The sequence below is a fragment of the Streptomyces sp. NPDC110618 genome, assembly GCF_055657065.1.
On record NZ_JBVKBN010000021.1, the window covers coordinates 90,567 to 108,161 of the forward strand.

General features: G+C 71.3%; 18 protein-coding genes. 11 read left to right on the plus strand and 7 right to left on the minus strand.

Annotated features, from left to right (window positions below; genetic code table 11):
* Window positions 1-15: 15 nt before the first annotated feature.
* Together ACZ7L7_RS29725 and ACZ7L7_RS29730 are read right to left on the minus strand one after the other, a co-directional pair.
* Window positions 16-1,500, minus strand: coding sequence for a class I adenylate-forming enzyme family protein (locus ACZ7L7_RS29725; protein ID WP_472077647.1), 1,485 nt, complete (start codon window positions 1,498-1,500; stop codon window positions 16-18).
* Window positions 1,500-1,745 (minus strand): acyl carrier protein, encoded by a 246-nt coding sequence (locus tag ACZ7L7_RS29730; RefSeq protein WP_285514583.1) that lies wholly within the window; start codon window positions 1,743-1,745, stop codon window positions 1,500-1,502. Before ACZ7L7_RS29730 ends, ACZ7L7_RS29725 begins: the two co-directional genes overlap by 1 nt.
* Before the next feature lie 275 nt (window positions 1,746-2,020).
* Here ACZ7L7_RS29730 and paaA point away from each other — a divergent pair, with 275 nt between their 5' ends.
* The 9 genes from paaA to ACZ7L7_RS29775 all read left to right on the plus strand — a co-directional run bounded on the left by paaA (window position 2,021) and on the right by ACZ7L7_RS29775 (window position 9,572).
* On the plus strand, window positions 2,021-3,046 hold the full coding sequence (paaA, locus tag ACZ7L7_RS29735; RefSeq protein ID WP_285514582.1) for a 1,2-phenylacetyl-CoA epoxidase subunit PaaA: 1,026 nt from the start codon (window positions 2,021-2,023) through the stop codon (window positions 3,044-3,046).
* Entirely contained in the window at window positions 3,043-3,354 is a 312-nt protein-coding gene (locus ACZ7L7_RS29740) for a 1,2-phenylacetyl-CoA epoxidase subunit B (RefSeq protein WP_285514581.1), read from the plus strand. Before paaA ends, ACZ7L7_RS29740 begins: the two co-directional genes overlap by 4 nt.
* Window positions 3,338-4,126 (plus strand): 1,2-phenylacetyl-CoA epoxidase subunit PaaC, encoded by a 789-nt coding sequence (paaC, locus tag ACZ7L7_RS29745; protein WP_472077648.1) that lies wholly within the window; start codon window positions 3,338-3,340, stop codon window positions 4,124-4,126. Before ACZ7L7_RS29740 ends, paaC begins: the two co-directional genes overlap by 17 nt.
* Window positions 4,123-4,617 (plus strand): 1,2-phenylacetyl-CoA epoxidase subunit PaaD, encoded by a 495-nt coding sequence (paaD, locus tag ACZ7L7_RS29750; RefSeq protein ID WP_471592893.1) that lies wholly within the window; start codon window positions 4,123-4,125, stop codon window positions 4,615-4,617. The genes paaC and paaD overlap by 4 nt, the downstream gene beginning before the upstream one ends.
* A gap of 8 nt (window positions 4,618-4,625) precedes the next feature.
* Window positions 4,626-5,726, plus strand: coding sequence for a 2Fe-2S iron-sulfur cluster-binding protein (locus ACZ7L7_RS29755; RefSeq protein ID WP_471592892.1), 1,101 nt, complete (start codon window positions 4,626-4,628; stop codon window positions 5,724-5,726).
* A 53-nt stretch (window positions 5,727-5,779) separates the two neighbouring features.
* Complete coding sequence (locus tag ACZ7L7_RS29760; protein WP_285514577.1) at window positions 5,780-6,556, plus strand: SDR family oxidoreductase; 777 nt, start codon at window positions 5,780-5,782, stop codon at window positions 6,554-6,556.
* Window positions 6,557-6,647: 91 nt separating this feature from the next.
* Window positions 6,648-7,496, plus strand: a complete 849-nt coding sequence (locus tag ACZ7L7_RS29765) for a tryptophan 2,3-dioxygenase (RefSeq protein ID WP_285514576.1) — start codon at window positions 6,648-6,650, stop codon at window positions 7,494-7,496.
* Window positions 7,486-8,322: an alpha/beta hydrolase family protein gene (locus ACZ7L7_RS29770; RefSeq protein WP_285514575.1), complete on the plus strand. Its 837-nt coding sequence runs from the start codon at window positions 7,486-7,488 to the stop codon at window positions 8,320-8,322. The genes ACZ7L7_RS29765 and ACZ7L7_RS29770 overlap by 11 nt, the downstream gene beginning before the upstream one ends.
* Window positions 8,319-9,572: a kynureninase gene (locus tag ACZ7L7_RS29775; RefSeq protein ID WP_471592891.1), complete on the plus strand. Its 1,254-nt coding sequence runs from the start codon at window positions 8,319-8,321 to the stop codon at window positions 9,570-9,572. Before ACZ7L7_RS29770 ends, ACZ7L7_RS29775 begins: the two co-directional genes overlap by 4 nt.
* 66 nt (window positions 9,573-9,638) lie before the next feature.
* On the opposite strand, the gene ACZ7L7_RS29780 is transcribed toward ACZ7L7_RS29775, so the two are convergent.
* Window positions 9,639-11,705 carry a carbohydrate binding domain-containing protein gene (locus tag ACZ7L7_RS29780; protein WP_285514573.1) on the minus strand — a complete coding sequence of 689 codons (2,067 nt, stop codon included), beginning with the start codon at window positions 11,703-11,705 and terminating at the stop codon, window positions 9,639-9,641.
* A 310-nt stretch (window positions 11,706-12,015) separates the two neighbouring features.
* Here ACZ7L7_RS29780 and ACZ7L7_RS29785 point away from each other — a divergent pair, with 310 nt between their 5' ends.
* Both ACZ7L7_RS29785 and ACZ7L7_RS29790 read left to right on the plus strand, forming a co-directional pair.
* Window positions 12,016-12,669 carry a response regulator transcription factor gene (locus tag ACZ7L7_RS29785; RefSeq protein ID WP_285514572.1) on the plus strand — a complete coding sequence of 218 codons (654 nt, stop codon included), beginning with the start codon at window positions 12,016-12,018 and terminating at the stop codon, window positions 12,667-12,669.
* The gene (locus tag ACZ7L7_RS29790; RefSeq protein WP_471431217.1) at window positions 12,666-13,862 is read left to right on the plus strand and encodes a sensor histidine kinase; all 1,197 of its coding nucleotides are present in this window, start codon (window positions 12,666-12,668) and stop codon (window positions 13,860-13,862) included. Before ACZ7L7_RS29785 ends, ACZ7L7_RS29790 begins: the two co-directional genes overlap by 4 nt.
* Window positions 13,863-13,876: 14 nt before the next feature.
* On the opposite strand, the gene ACZ7L7_RS29795 is transcribed toward ACZ7L7_RS29790, so the two are convergent.
* Genes ACZ7L7_RS29795 through ACZ7L7_RS29810 form a run of 4 tightly spaced genes read right to left on the minus strand, consistent with a single transcriptional unit; the run spans window position 13,877 to window position 17,542 of the window.
* Window positions 13,877-15,088, minus strand: a complete 1,212-nt coding sequence (locus ACZ7L7_RS29795) for an ABC transporter permease (RefSeq protein WP_453599782.1) — start codon at window positions 15,086-15,088, stop codon at window positions 13,877-13,879.
* Entirely contained in the window at window positions 15,085-15,849 is a 765-nt protein-coding gene (locus ACZ7L7_RS29800; RefSeq protein WP_093718814.1) for an ABC transporter ATP-binding protein, read from the minus strand. Before ACZ7L7_RS29800 ends, ACZ7L7_RS29795 begins: the two co-directional genes overlap by 4 nt.
* Window positions 15,846-16,994, minus strand: a complete 1,149-nt coding sequence (locus ACZ7L7_RS29805; RefSeq protein WP_453599788.1) for a peptidoglycan-binding protein — start codon at window positions 16,992-16,994, stop codon at window positions 15,846-15,848. The genes ACZ7L7_RS29800 and ACZ7L7_RS29805 overlap by 4 nt, the downstream gene beginning before the upstream one ends.
* Window positions 16,991-17,542, minus strand: coding sequence for a hypothetical protein (locus tag ACZ7L7_RS29810; protein ID WP_453599791.1), 552 nt, complete (start codon window positions 17,540-17,542; stop codon window positions 16,991-16,993). Before ACZ7L7_RS29810 ends, ACZ7L7_RS29805 begins: the two co-directional genes overlap by 4 nt.
* Between the last annotated feature and the right edge of the window lie 53 nt (window positions 17,543-17,595).

Sequence of the window (17,595 nt, forward strand, 5' to 3'; positions counted from 1 at the left end):
CGCCACCGTTCACCGTCAGCCCCGCAGCAGCTTCTTGATGATCTTCCCGGCGGGGTTGCGCGGCACCTGCTCGATGAACTCCACGCGCCGCGGGCGCTTGTAGGGCGCGAGGAGCCGGCCGGCGTGGGTCAGCAGTTCCGCGGCGCTGACGTCCGCACCCGGCTCCAGAGCGACGTAGGCCAGCGGCACTTCGCCGTAGTCCTCGTCGGGCATTCCGACGACGGCCGTGTCGTGGACGGCCGGGTGGGCCAGCAGGGCGCGTTCGATCTCCGACGGGTAGACGTTCTGGCCGGCGCGGATGATGACGTCCTTGGTGCGGTCGACGAGGCTGATGCGGCCCTCGTCGTCGACGAATCCGAGGTCGCCGGTCCTGGTCCAGCCGTCGAGGGTGATCTCGCGGGTGGCCTCGGGGTCGTTCCAGTAGCCCTGCATGACGCCGGGTCCGCGCACCACGATCTCACCGATCTCGCCGCGCGGCACCTCCCGTCCGTCCCGGTCGACGGCGCGCACCGACATGCCCGGCACGACGCGGCCGCAAGGGATGCGGGCGGTGACATCCCCGGGGGCGGGGTGCTCGTCGGGGCCGAGGGTGACGAACGGGCCGCCGACCTCGGTCATGCCGTACACCTGGCGGAAGCCGCAGCCCAGGCGCTCGACCGCCTCGGCGTAGACCTCCGGTGGCATGGGCGCGGCGCCGTAGAGGATCTCCCGCAGGGTGGAGAAGTCGGTGCGCCCGGCGGCCTTGGCCTGGAGCATGAACCGCAGCATCTGCGGGACCATCCACATGTGGGTGGCGCGGTGGCGTTCCACGGCGGTGAGCGCCCGCTGCGGGGTGAAGCCTGGCATCAGCACGACGGTGGCGCCGACGGCCATGTAGGTGTGCGAGACGACCATGCTGCCGTGGTAGAGCGGGCAGCAGTTGACCAGGACGAGGTCGTCGGTGGGGCGGGCCAGGGTCAGCCAGCCCAGGGCGATCGCCCGGAAGGAGCCGCTGTCGACGGTGACGCCCTTGGCCTGTCCGGTGGTGGCCGAGGTGTGCAGTACGGCGATCGGGTCGGTGTCGGATACCTGCGGCAGTTCCCGCTCGGGTGCCATGCTGCCGAGCGTGGCGAAGCCGGGCTTGTCCAGCGCCACGCGGATACGTACCGCCTCGGGCAGCCGGGGGTGGCGGTCCAGCAGGTCCGACTCGCCGAGCACCGCGACGGCGCCGACGCGTTCGACGATGCCCGCGACCTCGGGTTCGGCCAGGCTGTGGTTGAGCGGCACGAACAGCGCGCCCAGGCGGGCGAGCGCGAAGTAGCTCTCCAGGACCTCGATGCGGTCCTTGGACAGGACGGCGACCCGGTCACCGCGCTCGATACCCAACTCGGCGAAGCCGTGTGCGAGTTCGAGCGTGCGGTCGTGGAACTCCGTCCAGGTCACGCTGCGTTGCTCGTCGACTAGGGCGATCCGGTCGGGATAGCACTGCCGGTTGCGCTCCAGCAGCTGGGTCAGCCACATCACGCACCGCCGGCGCCGGCGGCCGAGCGCGCGGCCACGAACCGCTCGTAGTCGGCGATCGTGCGCAGCTTCTCCATGTCCTCGGCCGTGATCTCGACGCCGAGGCGCTGCTCGACGAGCAGCACCAGACGCACCAGGTCGCCGGAGTCGATGCCGCTGGCGGCGAGGTCGACGTCGTCGCCGATCCCGTCCGCGTATTCGGCGGTGCCGGTGAGTTCGACCAGCAACTCCCTGATGGTGCTCATGGGTTCCCCTTTCGCCACGGGCTGGCTGTCACCCCCTCTAGAGGAGGCCGACGACGCCCGCACTCCCCGCGCCCACCGTGATCCTTGTCACGCGGCCCGTCACGCACGGCAGGGATAGCCGGGCCTCCCGTCCGGCCTCCTTGCATGGGTGAAGACACCTGCTGCGCCCGGTGCGCCCCCGCTGCCGCGGGCGGCGCGCGGGCCCCGAACCAGGGAGTGATGCGCGTGCTCAGGCAGTCGGCACCGGGAACCCTCGCACGCACGGGTGGCACCGGGTGAGCGCCGAGAGCGTCGAGGCCGTCGGGCAGGACGAACTGCTCGCGCACTTCGAGGCGCTGATCGCCGAGGGCGCGACGATCGAGCCGCGCGACTGGATGCCCGACGGCTACCGCCGCATGCTGCTCCGGCAGATGGCTCAGCACGCCCACTCCGAGATCATCGGTATGCAGCCCGAGGGTGCCTGGCTGACCCGGGCGCCGTCCCTGCACCGCAAGTCCGTGCTCATCGCCAAGGTCCAGGACGAGGCCGGGCACGGCCTGTACCTGTACTCCGCCGCCGAGACCCTGGGCGTGGACCGCGCCGAACTGCTCGACGCCCTGCACCGGGGCCACCAGCGCGCCGCGGCCACCTTCAACCACCCGGCGCTGACCTGGGCGGACACCGGCGCCATCGCCTGGCTCACGGACGGTGCCGCCGTCATCAACCAGGCACCCCTGTGCCGGACCTCCTACGGGCCGTACGCGCGGGCCATGCGTCGCGTCTGCCAGGAGGAGGCCTTCCATGTGCGCCAGGGCTACGACCTGATGCGCGCGCTGTGCGAGGGCACACCAGAGCAGAAGGCGATGGCGCAGGACGCGGTGAACCGCTGGTGGCTGCCGGCCGTGGCGCTGATGTTCGGACCGCCCGACACCGAGGCGGGCGGAGCCGACGCCCGGACCGCGGCGGTCGGGGCCGCCGTCTCCCGTCGGGCCATCGCCTGGAACATCAAGCGCCACACCAACGACGAGCTGCGCCAGCGTTTCGTCGACCAGTGCGTCCCGCAGGCCGAGCGCCTGGGCCTGACGCTGCCCGATCCGGCGATCCGCTGGAACGAGGAGCGCGGCCACTACGACTTCACCCCCGTCGACTGGGACACCTACCGGGCGGCCCTGGGCGACGACACCCACTGGGCGCGCCGCCGCATCGAGCACCGCAGGACCGCTCACGAGGACGGCGCCTGGGTACGGGAGGCCGCCACGGCGTACGCCGCCCGCGAGGAGGCCCTGGATGCGATCCGAGAGATGCGCAAGGAGCACGCATGAACCGCAGTGAAGAAGGCGCGCCCGCGTCCTGGGAGGTCTTCCTGCGGGCCCGTCGCGGACTGGCCCACCAGCACGTGGGGTCGGTCCGCGCCGCGGGTCCGGACGCGGCGCTGGCGGTCGCCCGGGATCTGTTCGTCCGGCGCGGCGATCCGCTGTCGCTGTGGGTAGTGCGCTCGGACGCCGTGCACGCGGCCTCCCCGGACGAGCGCGACCCGTACTTCGCGGGCGCCCGCGGCAAGCCGTACCGCTATCCCGAGCACTTCCCGCCGCTGACCGAAAGGGGGTCGGACGGTGACCACCACCAGTGACCGGCGGGCGGCCGCATCCGCCGACACCGAACTCGCTTCCTACGTGCTGCGCCTGGGGGACGACGCCCTGGTACTCGGGCAGCGGCTGTGCCAGTGGATCACGCGTGCGCCCACGATCGAGGAGGACCTGGCGCTGTCCAACATCGCCCTGGACCTGATCGGCCACGCGCGCGCCCTCTTCACGCTGGCCGGACGGCTCGACGGGACCGGACGCACCGAGGACGACCTCGCCTACGACCGCCACCCGCGCGAGTTCACCAACACCCTGCTGACGGAGCTGCCCAACGGTGACTTCGCGGTGACCGTCGCCCGGCAACTCACGTACACCCACTACGCGTTGCTGCACTACGAGGCACTGGCGGGCGGCGCGGACCCCGAACTCGCGGCCTTCGGGGCGCGGGCGGTCAAGGAGGTCGCCTTCCACCGCCTGCACGCCGACCGGTGGGTGCGCGTACTGGGCGGCGGGACCGCCGAGAGCGCGCGCCGGATGCAGCAGGGTCTGGAGCGCGTGTGGCCCTACATCGCGGAACTCTTCGACGAGGACGACCTCGTACGGGGCCTGGCCGCCGCCGGCACAGTGCCCTCACCGGCGCCGCTGCGCCCGCGGTGGGAGCAGCGCGTCACCGACGTCGTGACCGAGGCGGGGCTGACTGTGCCTGCGCCGGCCTGGGAGGCGCGGGGTGGCCGATCGGGGCTGCACACCGAGGAGTTCGCGGGGTTGATCGGCGAACTGCAGTCGGTGCGGCGGCAGTTCCCCGGAGGGACCTGGTGAACGGCGCCGTGTCGACGCACGAGGTACGCAGACGGGTGGAGGCGCTGCCCGATCCGGAGCTGCCGGTGATCGGCCTCGGCGACCTCGGGGTGGTGGGCTCGGTCGGTCCGGGTACCGACGGAAACCTGGAGGTGGAGATCATCCCCACCTACCTGGGCTGTCCCGCCCTGCCCGCGATCACCGACGCCGTCCACCAGGTCCTGATCGACTGCGGTCACCCGGACGGCCGGGTGCGGCAGGTCCTGTCGCCGCCCTGGACGACCGACCGCATCACCGCGCGCGGACGGCGGATCCTCGTCGACCACGGCATCGCCCCGCCCGTGCGCGGGGCCTCCGGCGGCCCGGTCGCCGTGGAGCTGGGTGCCGTCGCCTGCCCGCACTGCGGCTCGCACGCGACCCGGCCGCACAGCCCCTTCGGCCCGTCCCGCTGCCAGTCGATGCTGTGGTGCACGGCGTGCCGCGAGCCCTTCCCCTACCTGACCGCGCTGTGAGGCACACCGTGACCGACACCGCCACCACACCGCCCACCCGTACCCGATGGCACTCCACCACGGTCAGCGAGGTGTGCCGCGCGGCTCCGGACGCCGTGGCCGTGACCCTGGAGGTGCCCGCCGGTCTGCGTGAGGTGTTCGCCCACCAACCCGGTCGCCATGTCGTCGTACGCCACCGCCGCGCCGACGGCGAGCTGCGCCGCGCCTATTCGCTGTGCCCGCCCCCGCACGACCCCTCGGCGCTCCGCCTCGTGATCAAACGTGGCGCGCCGGACGGTTTCGGCGCCCATGCCGTCAGCGGCCTCGCACCGGGCGACCGGCTCGAACTGTCCGCTCCCGTGGGCAACTTCGCCCTGGCCGGGCCGCCCGGCGCCCACCACGTCCTGATCGCCGGCGGCTCCGGCATCACCCCGCTCGCCGCGCTGGCTGCCGACGCGCTGCGCCGGGACGCTGTCTGCCGGGTCTCGCTCGTCCACTCCGTGCCGAACGCCGCGCACGCTCTGCTCGCCGACGAAGTGGCCGCCCTGAAGGACATGTTCCTCGACCGCTTCACCGTCCAGTACGTCCTCACCCGCGACGAGCAGGACCCCGACGCGCCGTTCCGCGGACGGATCGACGCCGACCAGCTGTCCCGTCTGCTGACCGTCCTCGGCGTCCGGCGCGGCGAGGACACCGCGTACGCCCTGTGCGGGCCGCCGGGGATGCTCGCCACCGTGCGGCGGTTCCTGGACGGCAGGGGTGTGGATCCGGCGCTGGTGCGCTGGGAGTCGTTCATGTCCGGGTCCCCCGCCCCCTCCGTCGGCACCACTCGACCGGCTCCGGTGGTCGGGCCGATGGGCGTCACCGCGCTGTTCGACGGGCACCGTGTCCGGGCCGCCCTCGGGCCGCAGGACTCGGTCATCCTGGACGCCCTGCTGCGCGCGCGCCCGGACGTGCCGTACGCCTGTCGCGAGGGGGTGTGCGGCAGTTGTCGCGCGAAGGTCGTGTCCGGACGGGTGCGAGCCGAGCGCCAGCACGCCCTGGACGACCGCGACCGTGCCGAGGGCTACACGCTGGTGTGCCGGGCCCGGCCGGACTCCGCCGAGGTGGTCATCGACTTCGACGCATGACGCCCGCCTCGGGGCACCCACCCGACTTCAGCACTCACCGAAGGAGAGACGTCTTGACCACCACCGCCCGCCTCGCGGGAAGGACCGCCCTGGTCACCGGGGGCAGCAGGGGAATCGGCCGGGCCATCAGCCGTCGCCTCGCCCGGGACGGCGCACTGGTGGCCGTGCACTACGGCCACGACGCGGGCGCCGCCGAGCGGACCGTCAAGGAGATCGAGGCCGACGGGGGCCGCGCCCTCGCCGTGCACGCCGAACTCGGCGTGCCGGGCGACGCCGACGCCCTCTGGTCCGCCTTCGACCGGGCCCTTGACGACCGCGGCGTCAGCGGCGGCCTCGACATCCTTGTCAACAACGCGGGCATCACCGTCCCGCGCCCCATCGCCGACGTGACCGAGGCCGACTACGACCGGGTCTTCGCGATCAACACCAAGGCACCGTTCTTCATCATCCAGCGCGGCCTCGGCCGACTGCGGGACGGCGGACGGATCATCAACATCTCCTCCGTGGCCACCCGGGTCGCGTACCCGCCGCTCGTCTCGTACACGATGGCCAAGGCCGCCCTCGACTACCTCACCCTCTCCCTGGCCCAGGAACTGGGGCCGCGGGGCATCACCGTCAACGCCGTCGCACCCGGCTACACCGAGACGGAGATCAACCCCACGCTCTCCGTCCCGGAGATCCGCCGCAGGTGCTCCGAGGCGTCCGTGTTCAGCCGGCTCGGCCGGCCGGCGGACATCGCCGACGTGGTCTCCTTCGTCGCGAGCGACGACGCCCGCTGGATGACCGGTCAGTGGATCGACGCCTCCGGCGGAGTTCACCTGGGCGTGTGACCCCGCTGTCCGGCCCCGCGCCCACGGCCCCCGCCGTCCGCGGCACCCACACCCGGCCGTCCCGTCTCTCGGCCGCAGCACAGGAGATGCGATGAACAACCGCACGACCGCTCTCGCCGAGCCGGTCACGGACGATGACCTGACCCGGCCCTTCACCGGCCCGAGCCCCTACGACAGCTATGTGCACGCCTCGGTCCTCAACTCACTGCAGCACCCGCTCACCGACGCGCCGGACGAGATGGGATTCCTCGTCACCACCCAGGTGATGGAGCTGTGGTTCACCCTGGTCGTGCACGAGTGGCGCACCGCGCGGGATGCTTTCACCAAGGACGATCTGCACGCCGCGACGGACGCCCTCACCCGCAGCCGCCGTGCCCTGACCTCGCTCAACGGTGCCTGGGCTCCGCTGGCCGAGCTGACGCCCGCTCAGTTCAACGGTTTCCGCGCGGCGTTCGGGAAGGCGTCGGGCTTCCAGTCGGCGATGTACCGGCACATGGAGTTCCTGCTCGGCGACAAGTCCGCCGAGATGCTGCGCGCGCACCGGGGCGACCCGGACGTCCACGAGGCACTGAACGAGACCTACCGCGAACCGTCCCTGTACGACGAGGTGTTGGCTTTCCTGCACCGGCAGGGCCTGCAAGTGCCGATGCGTGTCCGCGAGCGGGACATGACCGCCCCGTACACATCCGACCCCGCAGTGGTGGCGATGTGGCGGGAGATCTACACCGGACCCCAGCACCACCCGCAACTGGCGCTGGCCGAACTCCTCACCGACATCGCCGGGCTCGTCGCCCGCTGGCGCTTCGAGCATCTGCTGGTGGTACGGCGGGCGATGGGCTCGAAGCCCGGCAGCGCCGGTTCCGACGGCCTGGCCTGGCTGGAGCGGCGCGCCGCCCGCCCGGTCTTCCCCGAGCTGTGGGAGGTGCGCGGTGGGATCTAGGGTCATCTCGGCCTACGCCGAGGAGGAGGAGCGGCGGGTGCTGAGCCTGAAGCCGGTCCTGGCACCGGTGCACGGCCACTACGGCGACCATCCGCACCAGGTCTACGACGCCTGGCCCGCCGAGAACCCCGGGGCCCCGAGGGTGATTCTGCTGCACGGCGGCTACTGGCGTTACGACCGGATGCACCTGACGCCCTTCGCCGCCTACCTCGCCGAGCAGGGTTTCGACGTCCTGCTGCCCGGCTTCCGTCGCTCCGGGGGCGCGGGCGGCTATCCGGAGACCTTCGACGACATCGCCCGGATCGTCGACACCCTCCCGCAGGGACAGCCGTACGTCCTGGCGGGCCACTGCTCGGGCGGGCACCTGGCCCTGTGGTGCGCGGCCCGGGGACTGCTTCCCGACGGCTCGCGCTGGCACACGCGCACCCTGCCGACGGCCGTGCTCGCGCTGGCCCCGCTCACCGACCTCGCCGCCACCCGCCGGGACGACCTGAGCAACGGGGCGGCCCTGCAACTCCTCGGCGGTGAGGAGCACTTCGCGAAGCGCATGGCCGAGGTGGACCCCTTGACCCTGCTGCGCGACGCGGGGACGACCGGGGTGCCGACCGTGCTGCTGCACGGCGCCGTGGACGAGGAGGTGCCCCTCACCCAGTTCGCCGACTACGCGGCCGTCCACCGCGACCTCACCACGGTCGTCCTGCCCGGCACCGGCCACTACACCCTGATCGAACCGGGCGCGCCCGGCGCCCGCGCCGTCGCCGACACGCTCCGGAAGATGGCGGCGTCCTTCCCCGCGCCGACGGACGAGGAGCGCGCGCACCGATGACGACGCTGCCCACGACCGACCTGGCCGAGGCCGCCGCGCGCCTGGACGCCGACGACCCGCTGGCTCACCTGCGCGATCGCTTCCTGCTCCCTCCGGACTTCATCTACCTCGACGGCAACTCCCTGGGTCCGCTGCCCGCCGCCGTCCCACCGGTCCTCACCGACGTTGTGACCCGGCAATGGGGCACCGACCTCATCGGTTCCTGGAACGACAACGGCTGGTGGGAGGCGCCCCTGCGGGTGGGCGACGCCATCGGCGCACTCATCGGGGCCGCGCCGGGCCAGACCGTGGCCGGTGACTCCACCAGCGTGCACCTGTTCACCGCCCTCGACGCGGCCGCCTCGCTCCGGCCGGACCGCACCCTGCTGGTCACCGACCCCGGGCACTTCCCCACGGACCGCTATGTGGCCGACGCCCTGGCCCAGCGCCGCGGCCTTGAGGTCCGTCGGGTACCGCCGGCCGGCCTCCCCGCCCTCCTCTCGGACGAGGGCGACCGGGTGGCCGTCGTCAGCTACTCCCCCATCGACTTCCGCACCGGGGAGCTGTTCGACATGGGGGCCCTGACGCGGGGCGCTCACGACGCCGGTGCGCTGGTCCTGTGGGACCTGTGTCACGCGGCCGGGGCCATGCCGGTCGGCCTCGACGCCCTCGGTGCCGACCTCGCCGTGGGCTGCGGCTACAAGTTCCTCTCCGGCGGACCCGGCGCCCCGGCCTACCTGTATGTGGCACACCGCCACCACGAGGAGCTGCGCACGCCGGTGCCGGGCTGGACCGGTCACGCCGACCCCTTCGGAATGGGCCGCGACTACACCCCCGCCCCCGGCATCGCCCGAGCCCGCATCGGCACTCCCCCGATCCTGTCCCTGCTCGCCCTGGAGGCGGCCCTCACCGCCTTCGACGGCGTGGACCTCACCGCGATCCGCGCCAAGAGCCTCTCCCTGACGGACTTCTTCCTGCGCTGCGCCGACGAACTCCTCACCCCCTTCGGCCTCACCTCCGTCACCCCCTCCGACCCCGACCGCCGCGGCAGCCACGTCTCCCTGCGCCACCCCGACGCCCACGCCCTCACCCGCGCCCTCGCCGACCAGGGCGTGATCGCGGACATGCGGGCCCCCGACCTCCTCCGCTTCGGCGTCAACGCGCTGTACACGACGCACGGAGAACTCCTCACCGCGGCAAGGCGGTTGCGGGACATCGTGGCGAAGGCGTCGTACGACCCAGAGCCACGGAGGGCGGGGCCGGTGACGTGACCGGCCCCTCCGGACTGCGCAACGGGGGCACCGGCGTCAGCCGGTGCCCCCTCACACGGCTGCGGTTCAGTTGCGCCAGGTGTCGTTCAGCGTAATCTTCCCGTCCGTGGGGACGGTGGCCGTGCGGTTGGCGCCGCTTTCCCAAGTGACGTTGCCGGAGGCGTCCTTGCGGATGTATTTGTACTCGAAGGACGTGCCCGCGGGGAGGTCCACGTCGAGCTTCCACACCGGGTAGGCGGCGGGGTCCAGCTTCAGCGCGGCGGCAGGCGCCCAGTTGCCGAGGGCCGCTTTGTCGCCGACTACGTAGATGTTCTCGCCGAGGACCGTGGTCGCGTTGACCGCGAAGGAGGCGCCGGGGTCGGTCTGCGGTTCGTCGCAGGGGTTGCCCGTGCCGATGACTCCGTTCTTGACGGTGAGGTCACCGGTGCCGAGGGCGTAGTCGGCACCGCTGTTGTTGTCCCAGGTGCCGGAGCCGTTGTTGAAGGCCGCCTTGAGGCCGGTGGCCGAGCCGAGGGGGATGCTCTTCTTCACCCAGCCCGCGCACGCGCTCTCCATGGCGACACCGGGCGGGGTGGTCCAGCTGCCGCCGGTGGGCGCGTAGTGGATGCGGTAGGCCGACCAGTTCTTGTCGGTGCTGTAGTAGACGGTGGCGGTGTTGTCGCCGGGCTCGTCCTCGACCATCGCGCCGATGTGCAGGGCGACGGCGTCGTTGCCGCCGATGGTGGCCGTGAACCTGCCGTCCCCGTCGACGGTGTACGTGGTGCCGGAGCAGCCGCCGTTCGCGGTCGGGTCGCCGTGCTGGATGTCGCAGTAGGTGCCGGCCGGGAGGGAGGTCTGGTAGGTCCGGGTGAGGGATCCGCCCTCGTGGTTGATGGCGACGTACGCCTTGCTGCCGCGGCCGAAGGCGATGGCGTTGTTGCCGTTGTCCCACCAGTCGGTGAGGGCGGTGCCCTCGGAGACATTGCGGAAGTCCACCATGTTGGCGATCTGGCGCCAGGTGTGCTGGCAGCTCCAGCCGTCGCTGTAACAGGCGTTGACGCTGCCGCCGTTGGGGGCGCCGGCGTCCCGGTTGCTGAACTCGTACCCGGAGTGGACGGACGGGGAGCCGTAGGGGTGGGCGAGCATGAAGACGTGGGCGAGCGTGTAGTTCGCGCCGTCGCGGTAGCTCAGGCTCGAACCGTTGCGCTCGGTGTCATGGTTGGTGACCATGGTGCCGCTCTGCCCGGACGGCATGTAGCCCCATCCCTCACCGAAGTTCTTCAGGTACGACAGCTTCTCCCCGGTCATCACTCGCTTCAGATCGGTGGTGTAGCGGAACTCCTGGACGTCGCCCGTCGCCAGGTACTCGGTCGGCGAGACGGCCTCGCCCGCGCCGTAGATGGCCTCCTGCATCCAGTGGACGTTCGGGTCGGTGAGCCTGCTGCGGATGGCGGCGAGGTCCCCGGCGGCCATGTGCTTGACGGCGTCCATGCGGAAGCCGTCGACGCCCAGGGACAGCAGGTCGTTGAGATAGCCGGCGATCTTTCCGCGGACGTAGTCGCTGCCGGTGTTCAGGTCCGAGAGCGAGGGCTGTCCCGTCTCGCCCAGCTCGCACTCCTGGACGTTGTAGCGGTCCTTGTAGTTGCTGCCGATGGGTTGGCGGCAGCTGTGGAAGTCCGCGTCCGAGTAGGTGCCCGGGTAGTTGTACTTGGTGTACTGCGTGCCGGCGGTACCGGTTCCGGATCCGGACGTCATGTGGTTCAGCACGGCGTCGACGACGACCTTCACGCCGGCGTCGTGGCAGGTGTCGACCATCGTCCGGAACGAGTCACGGTCGCCCAAGGGTCCCTGGATCTTGTAGCTGACCGGCTGGTAGGCGGTCCACCACGCGCTGCCCTGTATACGTTCCTGCGGCGGGGACACCTGCACGAACCCGTAGCCCTTCGGGCCGAGCGTGCGGGTGCACTCACGGGCGATCGAGTCGAAGTTCCACTCGAACAGGACTGCGGTGACCTTTTTGCCGCCGTTCGCGGTGGGGGCCGCGGCGGCAGGCTGTGCGGGTGCGGCCAGAGCGGTGGTGAGGCCGAGGATCAGCCCCGCCCCCGCCAGCGCGGCGGTGGTTCGTCTTCGGGCGGGTGCTGTGTTCGTGTGCATGCGGCTCTCCAAAGGCTGGGGCAATGGATTGCGGGCACGGCTGTTACTGGCCGTACCTCTCAGCAAAATCTTGCTGAAACTTGCAGCAAGGTATGGTTCCAGCCACCCCGGGTCAAGAGGTTCGACACGGCAACTACCGCCGCGGGTAAGGGAATCCCCGATTCCCGTCATCGCGCCGACAGCGTCCGAGTCACCCCCTCATACGCACCCTGCCGCGGCCCGGAGGGTCGGTTGGGCACGGGTGACTTCCGGCTAACCACGGCTTAACCCCCTGGCTGCGAGCCTGAGCAGCCGAACGAGAGGGGTAGCGATGCGCGTACTGGTGGTGGAGGACGAGGAGGACCTCGCCGAAATGATCGCCGACGGGCTGCGCTCCTCGGGCATCGTCGCGGACGTCGCCTTCGACGGCGGCCGGGCGATGGAAATGGCGGCGGCAGCCGACTACGACGTACTGGTCCTGGACCGTGATCTGCCCGGCATCCACGGCGACGCCGTGTGCCGCATGCTGACCACGAACGGATATCCGGCTCGGATCCTGATGCTGACGGCGGCCGGATCGCTGGCAGATCTCGTCGACGGCCTGGGCAAGGGCGCGGACGACTACCTCGCCAAGCCCTTCTCCTACGTCGAACTGGTCGCCCGGCTGCAGGCCCTGGCCCGGCGCGGGCCCAGTGGCACACCGACCGTCCTCGAACGGCACGGTCTGCGCCTGGACACCGTCCGCAGGATCGCCGAGCGTGACGGGCGTCTGTTGCGGCTCACCCCGAAGGAACTCGGAGTGCTGGAGGCGCTGATGTCCGCCGACGGCTCCCCGCTGCGCGCGGCCGACCTGCTGGAAATGGTGTGGGACTACGACACGGATCCGGAGAGCACCACCGTGAAGGTCACCGTTCACCAGCTCCGCCGCAAGCTGGGCCCACCGCCTCTCATCGAGACGGTTCCCGGATTCGGATACAGACTGTGAGCCTGTCCTTCGGCCGGCTGACCATCCGGACCCGTCTGGCCCTGATCAACGCGACCGTGTTCGTCGTCGGCAACGCCGCTCTCCTCGCCCTGATCTGGGCGAGCGCGGGCGAGATCATCGCGCGCAACAGCTCGATCGTCCTGGCGACGCGGTCCGAGGACGCGCTCGGCGAGGGCGTTCTCTCGGTGCCGGCCGGCCGGGTGGCGGGGACCAGCGCCGGTCGCTTCGCGGTGTTCGAACAGGATGTCATGGAGGAGCTGCTGCAACTGTGTCTGCTCCTGCTGGTCCTGATGACCTTGTTCTCCCTCCTGGCCAGCTGGTGGGTCTCCCGGCGCGGCCTGTCCCGTATCGGTCGGGTGACCGCGGCCGCCCGCGACATCGGGGACCGGAACCTGCACGCCCGGCTGTCTCTCGTCGGCCCCGACGACGAGGTAAAGGAGCTCGCGGACACGTTCGACGCCATGCTCGACCGTCTTGAGCGCAGCTTCGCGGAACAGCGGCGCTTCACCGGACACGCCTCCCACGAACTGCGCACGCCCCTCACCGTTCAGCGCACCGCGCTGGAGATCCCACTCTCCCAGGGGCGGATTCCGGACGATCTCCTGCCCAACATCCACCGCGCTCTGGACGCCACCCGGCGCAGCGAGCGCCTGATCGCCGCCCTGCTGGCCCTGGCGAAAGGCGAGAGCGGTGTACTGCTTCCGAGCTCGGCGGACCTCGCCGAGGAGACACGGACGGCGATCGCCGATGTGCTCGCGGAAGCGCGGGAGACCGGCGTCAGCGTGGACGCCCAATTGCATACCGCCCCGGTGTGGGGTGACGCTTCGCTGCTCCATCAGCTCGTGGGGAACCTGGTGACCAACGCCGTCCGCCACAACCAGGCCGACGGTTCGGTCCACGTCACCACCGGAACGACCGACGCGGGGTGCGCGTTCATCGAGGTGGTCAACACCGGCCCCTTTGTCACGGAGGCCGATGTGCCGACTCTCTGCGAACCCTTCCAGCGGGGCAGCGGACGCCGGAAGGGGGCGGGCCTCGGTCTGTCCGTGATCCGGGCGGTCACAGGCACGCACCGCGGCACGATGGCCGTACGACCCAACGCGTCCGGCGGTCTCACGGTGCGCGTGGAGCTGCCGCCCGGTCAGCACGCGTCGGTCCGGGACCCGGCGCCTCTCGCGCCGGGCCCCGGATGACCACCTTCCGATACTCAGGCCGAGCGCAGCGCCCCCGTGGGCGACATCCGGGCCGCCCTCAGTGCCGGATACAGCCCGGCCACCGTGCCGACCAGTACGGCCACCGCCGGTCCGGCCACCACCCATGCCATGGGCACGGTGGCGGGCCAATCCTTCACGGCCGCGTACCCGTAGACCGCGACGACCCCCAGGGCGGCGCCGGCCAGGCCGCCGAACAGGCCGAGGAGTACCGCCTCGATCAGGAACTGCAGGGTGATCTGCCCCCGGCGTGCTCCCAGTGCGCGGCGCAGCCCCACTTCCCCGCGCCGTTCCATGACGCCGACGACCATGGTGTTGGCGATCCCTACCCCTCCGACCAGCAGGGCGACACCGGCGAGGGAGAGGACGAGGCCGGTGAGGGCGGTATCCGTCTCCGAGCGCGCCTTGAGCAGGTCGGACGGGCGGGAGACGGCGACCACGGACGGCCGGGCGGGGTTGGCGGTGGCCGCGGCCACGTCCTGTACGTCACGTACCCGGTCGGGGTGGGTGCGTACGTAGACGGTCGACGGTGTGCGGTCGCCGCCGAGTTCGGCGACGGCCTGGGGAGCGCCGACCAGGACCGAGTCGTCTATCTCGGGGACGAGTTCGTTCGCCCGCAGGATGCCGATCACTCCGTACCAGCCTCCGGGCAGGGATCGGCCGGAGAGCCACACTTTGGTTCCCGGGGCGGTCACGCCCAGCCGCCGGGCCGCGGTGTCGCCCAGGACGACCACGGGGAGCCGTTGGGTGCCCTTGTCGAGCCAGCGTCCCGAACTCAGCTCTCCCCGCAGCGTCTTCAGCAGATCCAGGCGTGCCGACAGCACGCGCAGGCTGTTGGTCTGGTTCGGGGGGACGAAGTCGCTGCGGTAGACGTTCGCCTTGGTTTCGGCGGTGGCGCTCACTTGCTCGACGGGTGCGATGTTGGCGAGCATGCTGACTGCTTCCTTGGGCAGCGGGACCTTTTCTCCGCCGTAGTTCTCCCCCGGCGACACGGAGATCAGGTTGCTGCCCAGGCGGTCCAGGCGGTCGAGGAGGTGGGCCTGGCTGGATGCCGAGATACCGGTGATGGCGACGACTGCCGCGATGCCCAGGGCGATCCCCAGGGCGGACAGCGCCGAGCGCAGTCGGCGGGTCCGGGGGCCGATGAGTCCGATTCTGAGCAGGTCGGGCAGCCGGAGCCGGGCCGGGCGGGGCAGGTGTTGCGTCATCCCGGGCCTCCCTGTGCGGACCGCGGGACAGCGGCTGTGCGCGTGTCGCCGTGCAGGTCGAATGCGACACGTCCGTCCTGCACCCCGATCTGGCGGGGGAAGGAAGCGGCCAGGTCGCGGTCGTGGGTGATGACCATGACGGTCGTGCCTTGGGCGTTCAGGTGCAGCAGCAGATCGACGACTCCCTGCCCGGACGCGGAGTCCAGGGCACCGGTGGGTTCGTCGGCGAGGAGCAGCGCGGGTCTGCCGACCAGGGCCCGGGCGATGGCGACGCGCTGCTTCTCACCGCCGGACAGCTGGTCGGGCCGGTGATCGAGCCGGTGTGCCAGGCCCACCTCGCGCAGTGCGCGTACGGCTCGTTCGTGTCTGCGTCGGGCGCTCTCCCCGGTGTAGAGCAGGCCGGTGGCGACGTTGTCGACGGTCGTCAGGCCCGGGAGGAGGAAGAACTGCTGGAAGACGAAGCCGATGCTGCTGGCGCGCAATGCCGCGATCTGCCGGTCGTTCAGGTCCGTCAGGTCGTGGCCGTCCAGGTGGACCCGTCCCGACGTCGGCCGGTCGAGCGTGCCGACCAACGACAGCAGCGTGCTCTTGCCGGACCCGGAGGGCCCGACGACGGCCACCAACTCGCCCTGGTGGACGGTGAGATCGATGCCGTGCAGGATCCGCAGCGGTGGGTCGCCGTCGTACTCCTTGACGACCTTGTCGAGCTGCAGGACCGGGGTGCGCCGCCCGTCCCCGTGGCGACCGCTCTCTCGGCTCATACGGGGATCACCACCTTGTCGCCCTCCTTGATCCGGCCCTCGACCTCGGCCTGGCCCGCGACGATCAGCCCCACCTTCACCGGGACGAGTTCCGGCTCGGCCGAGTCCGGCCGGACGACCTCCACGCCGTAGCCGCCGCCGGCCGTGGCGAGCAGGGCGGTCACCGGGACGGCGAGGACGTCGTCCGCCTTCTTCTCCGGGACGGTGACGGTGACGCCGACGCGTCCGCTGCGCAGGGCCGCGGTGGCCTTCTTCTGGTCCTTGAGCCGGATCGACACCGTGGGTTTGGCCTGGTTGTCCGGTCCGCCGGAGCCGTCGCCGCTGCCGGGGGTGTTCCGGGTGATGGAGGTGATCCTCCCCTGGAGGGTGCCGCCGACGTCGAGCCGCACCATGAGTCTGCTGCCCGGGGGAAGCTGTGGCAGCTGCTCCTCCTCGGGCTTGATGGTGGCGTACACGTCCGTGGTCGTCACCTTCAGCACCGTGCCGCCGGTCCCCGCCGTCGCCCCGGGCTTGGCGACGACTTCCTCGACCCACACGTCCCCGTAGGGGAGAACCGCGACCCGGCCGAGTTCCACCGTGCCCGTCTGCTCCACGCCGAGTGCCTTCTGCCATCGCTTGACGGCTTCTGTCGTGGCGTCGGTGAACTCCTCGTCCACGGTCAGGTTGGTCGCGTCGGCGAAGCCGAGTTCGGTGAGGTTGCGCTCCAGGTCCTTGACGTCCGGGCCGTCGCTCATGCCCTTCTTCAGTACGCGCCAGAACGGGCGCGAGCCGCGGAACAGGACGACGGGTTGCGCGTCGATCTCGTACAGGGGCTCGCCCACGCGGATGTGATCACCGTTCTTCGGCAGCTTGGTGAAGGTGCCCTGGCCCTGGGCGGTGATCTCGTCGGCGGGCGTGTGGCCGAGCTCGCCGTCCAGTTGCAGCCCGGAGGCCAAGGAGGTGCGCACGACCGGCGCGGTCGAGCGGGGTCGGTGCTGTGCGGAGGTGTCCTGGTCGTCGTTCGGCCACCGCCGGGCGGCCAGGGTCGTGCCCGCCGCCGCCAGGGCGGTCACGACCCCGGCGGCGAGGAACCGCCGACGAGAACGCGACGCGCCACGGCGGCGTCCCTGCCCGTCCTCCCCCTCGCTGCTGATCTGCTCCGTCACTGGGTCTGCTCCGCGACGAAGGCGGCCCCGGGGAACTTGTCACCGCAGATCCCCATGGCCTTGGTCCACTTGTCGCCCGCCGCGTCCTTCGGGACGGACAGGGCGCCCAGCTTCGGGTCCGGGTCCGCCATGTTCGGGATGCCGTTCTCGCGGAGGCACTTGGCCAGGCCACGCCCCTGCTCCAGGCTCTCCGAGTTCCCCTTCTCCCTGAGCTGCTTCATGCCGGGGACCTCCTTGTCGCACTTCTCGATGGCCTTGGGCAGGTTCTCGTCGGCCACCCGGCCCTCCGAACCGGTACCGGTCGCGGGCGAGTTGACCCGGCCGAACTTGTCGACCTGCACCTCCTGCCCCTGCTCCCGCATGCACTTGGCGTACGCCTCGGCGACGTCCTTCGGGTCCTGCGGCTGCTTCTCCTCGCCCTGCCCGCCCTGGTCACCCGCGACATTCGGCGCCGGCTTGTCACCGTCCGAGCTGCACGCCGTCAGGGACACGGCCGCCCCAACACTGAGTACCGTCACTGCCGCCCACGACATGAACGTCCGTCGCATGATTCGTCCTCCCGCCAGGTCCACGGCACCGGTCGGTGCCGTCGGACCCAGGT

Coding starts and splice junctions, on each gene's coding strand:
- ACZ7L7_RS29730 (WP_285514583.1), bottom strand. CDS start 1,745: ATGAGCACCATCAGGGAGTTGCTGGTCGAACTCACCGGCACCGCCGAA.
- ACZ7L7_RS29785 (WP_285514572.1), top strand. CDS start 12,016: ATGCGCGTACTGGTGGTGGAGGACGAGGAGGACCTCGCCGAAATGATC.
- ACZ7L7_RS29765 (WP_285514576.1), top strand. CDS start 6,648: ATGAACAACCGCACGACCGCTCTCGCCGAGCCGGTCACGGACGATGAC.
- ACZ7L7_RS29780 (WP_285514573.1), bottom strand. CDS start 11,705: ATGCACACGAACACAGCACCCGCCCGAAGACGAACCACCGCCGCGCTG.
- ACZ7L7_RS29795 (WP_453599782.1), bottom strand. CDS start 15,088: ATGACGCAACACCTGCCCCGCCCGGCCCGGCTCCGGCTGCCCGACCTG.
- ACZ7L7_RS29725 (WP_472077647.1), bottom strand. CDS start 1,500: ATGTGGCTGACCCAGCTGCTGGAGCGCAACCGGCAGTGCTATCCCGAC.
- ACZ7L7_RS29800 (WP_093718814.1), bottom strand. CDS start 15,849: ATGAGCCGAGAGAGCGGTCGCCACGGGGACGGGCGGCGCACCCCGGTC.
- ACZ7L7_RS29740 (WP_285514581.1), top strand. CDS start 3,043: ATGAACCGCAGTGAAGAAGGCGCGCCCGCGTCCTGGGAGGTCTTCCTG.
- ACZ7L7_RS29775 (WP_471592891.1), top strand. CDS start 8,319: ATGACGACGCTGCCCACGACCGACCTGGCCGAGGCCGCCGCGCGCCTG.
- ACZ7L7_RS29810 (WP_453599791.1), bottom strand. CDS start 17,542: ATGCGACGGACGTTCATGTCGTGGGCGGCAGTGACGGTACTCAGTGTT.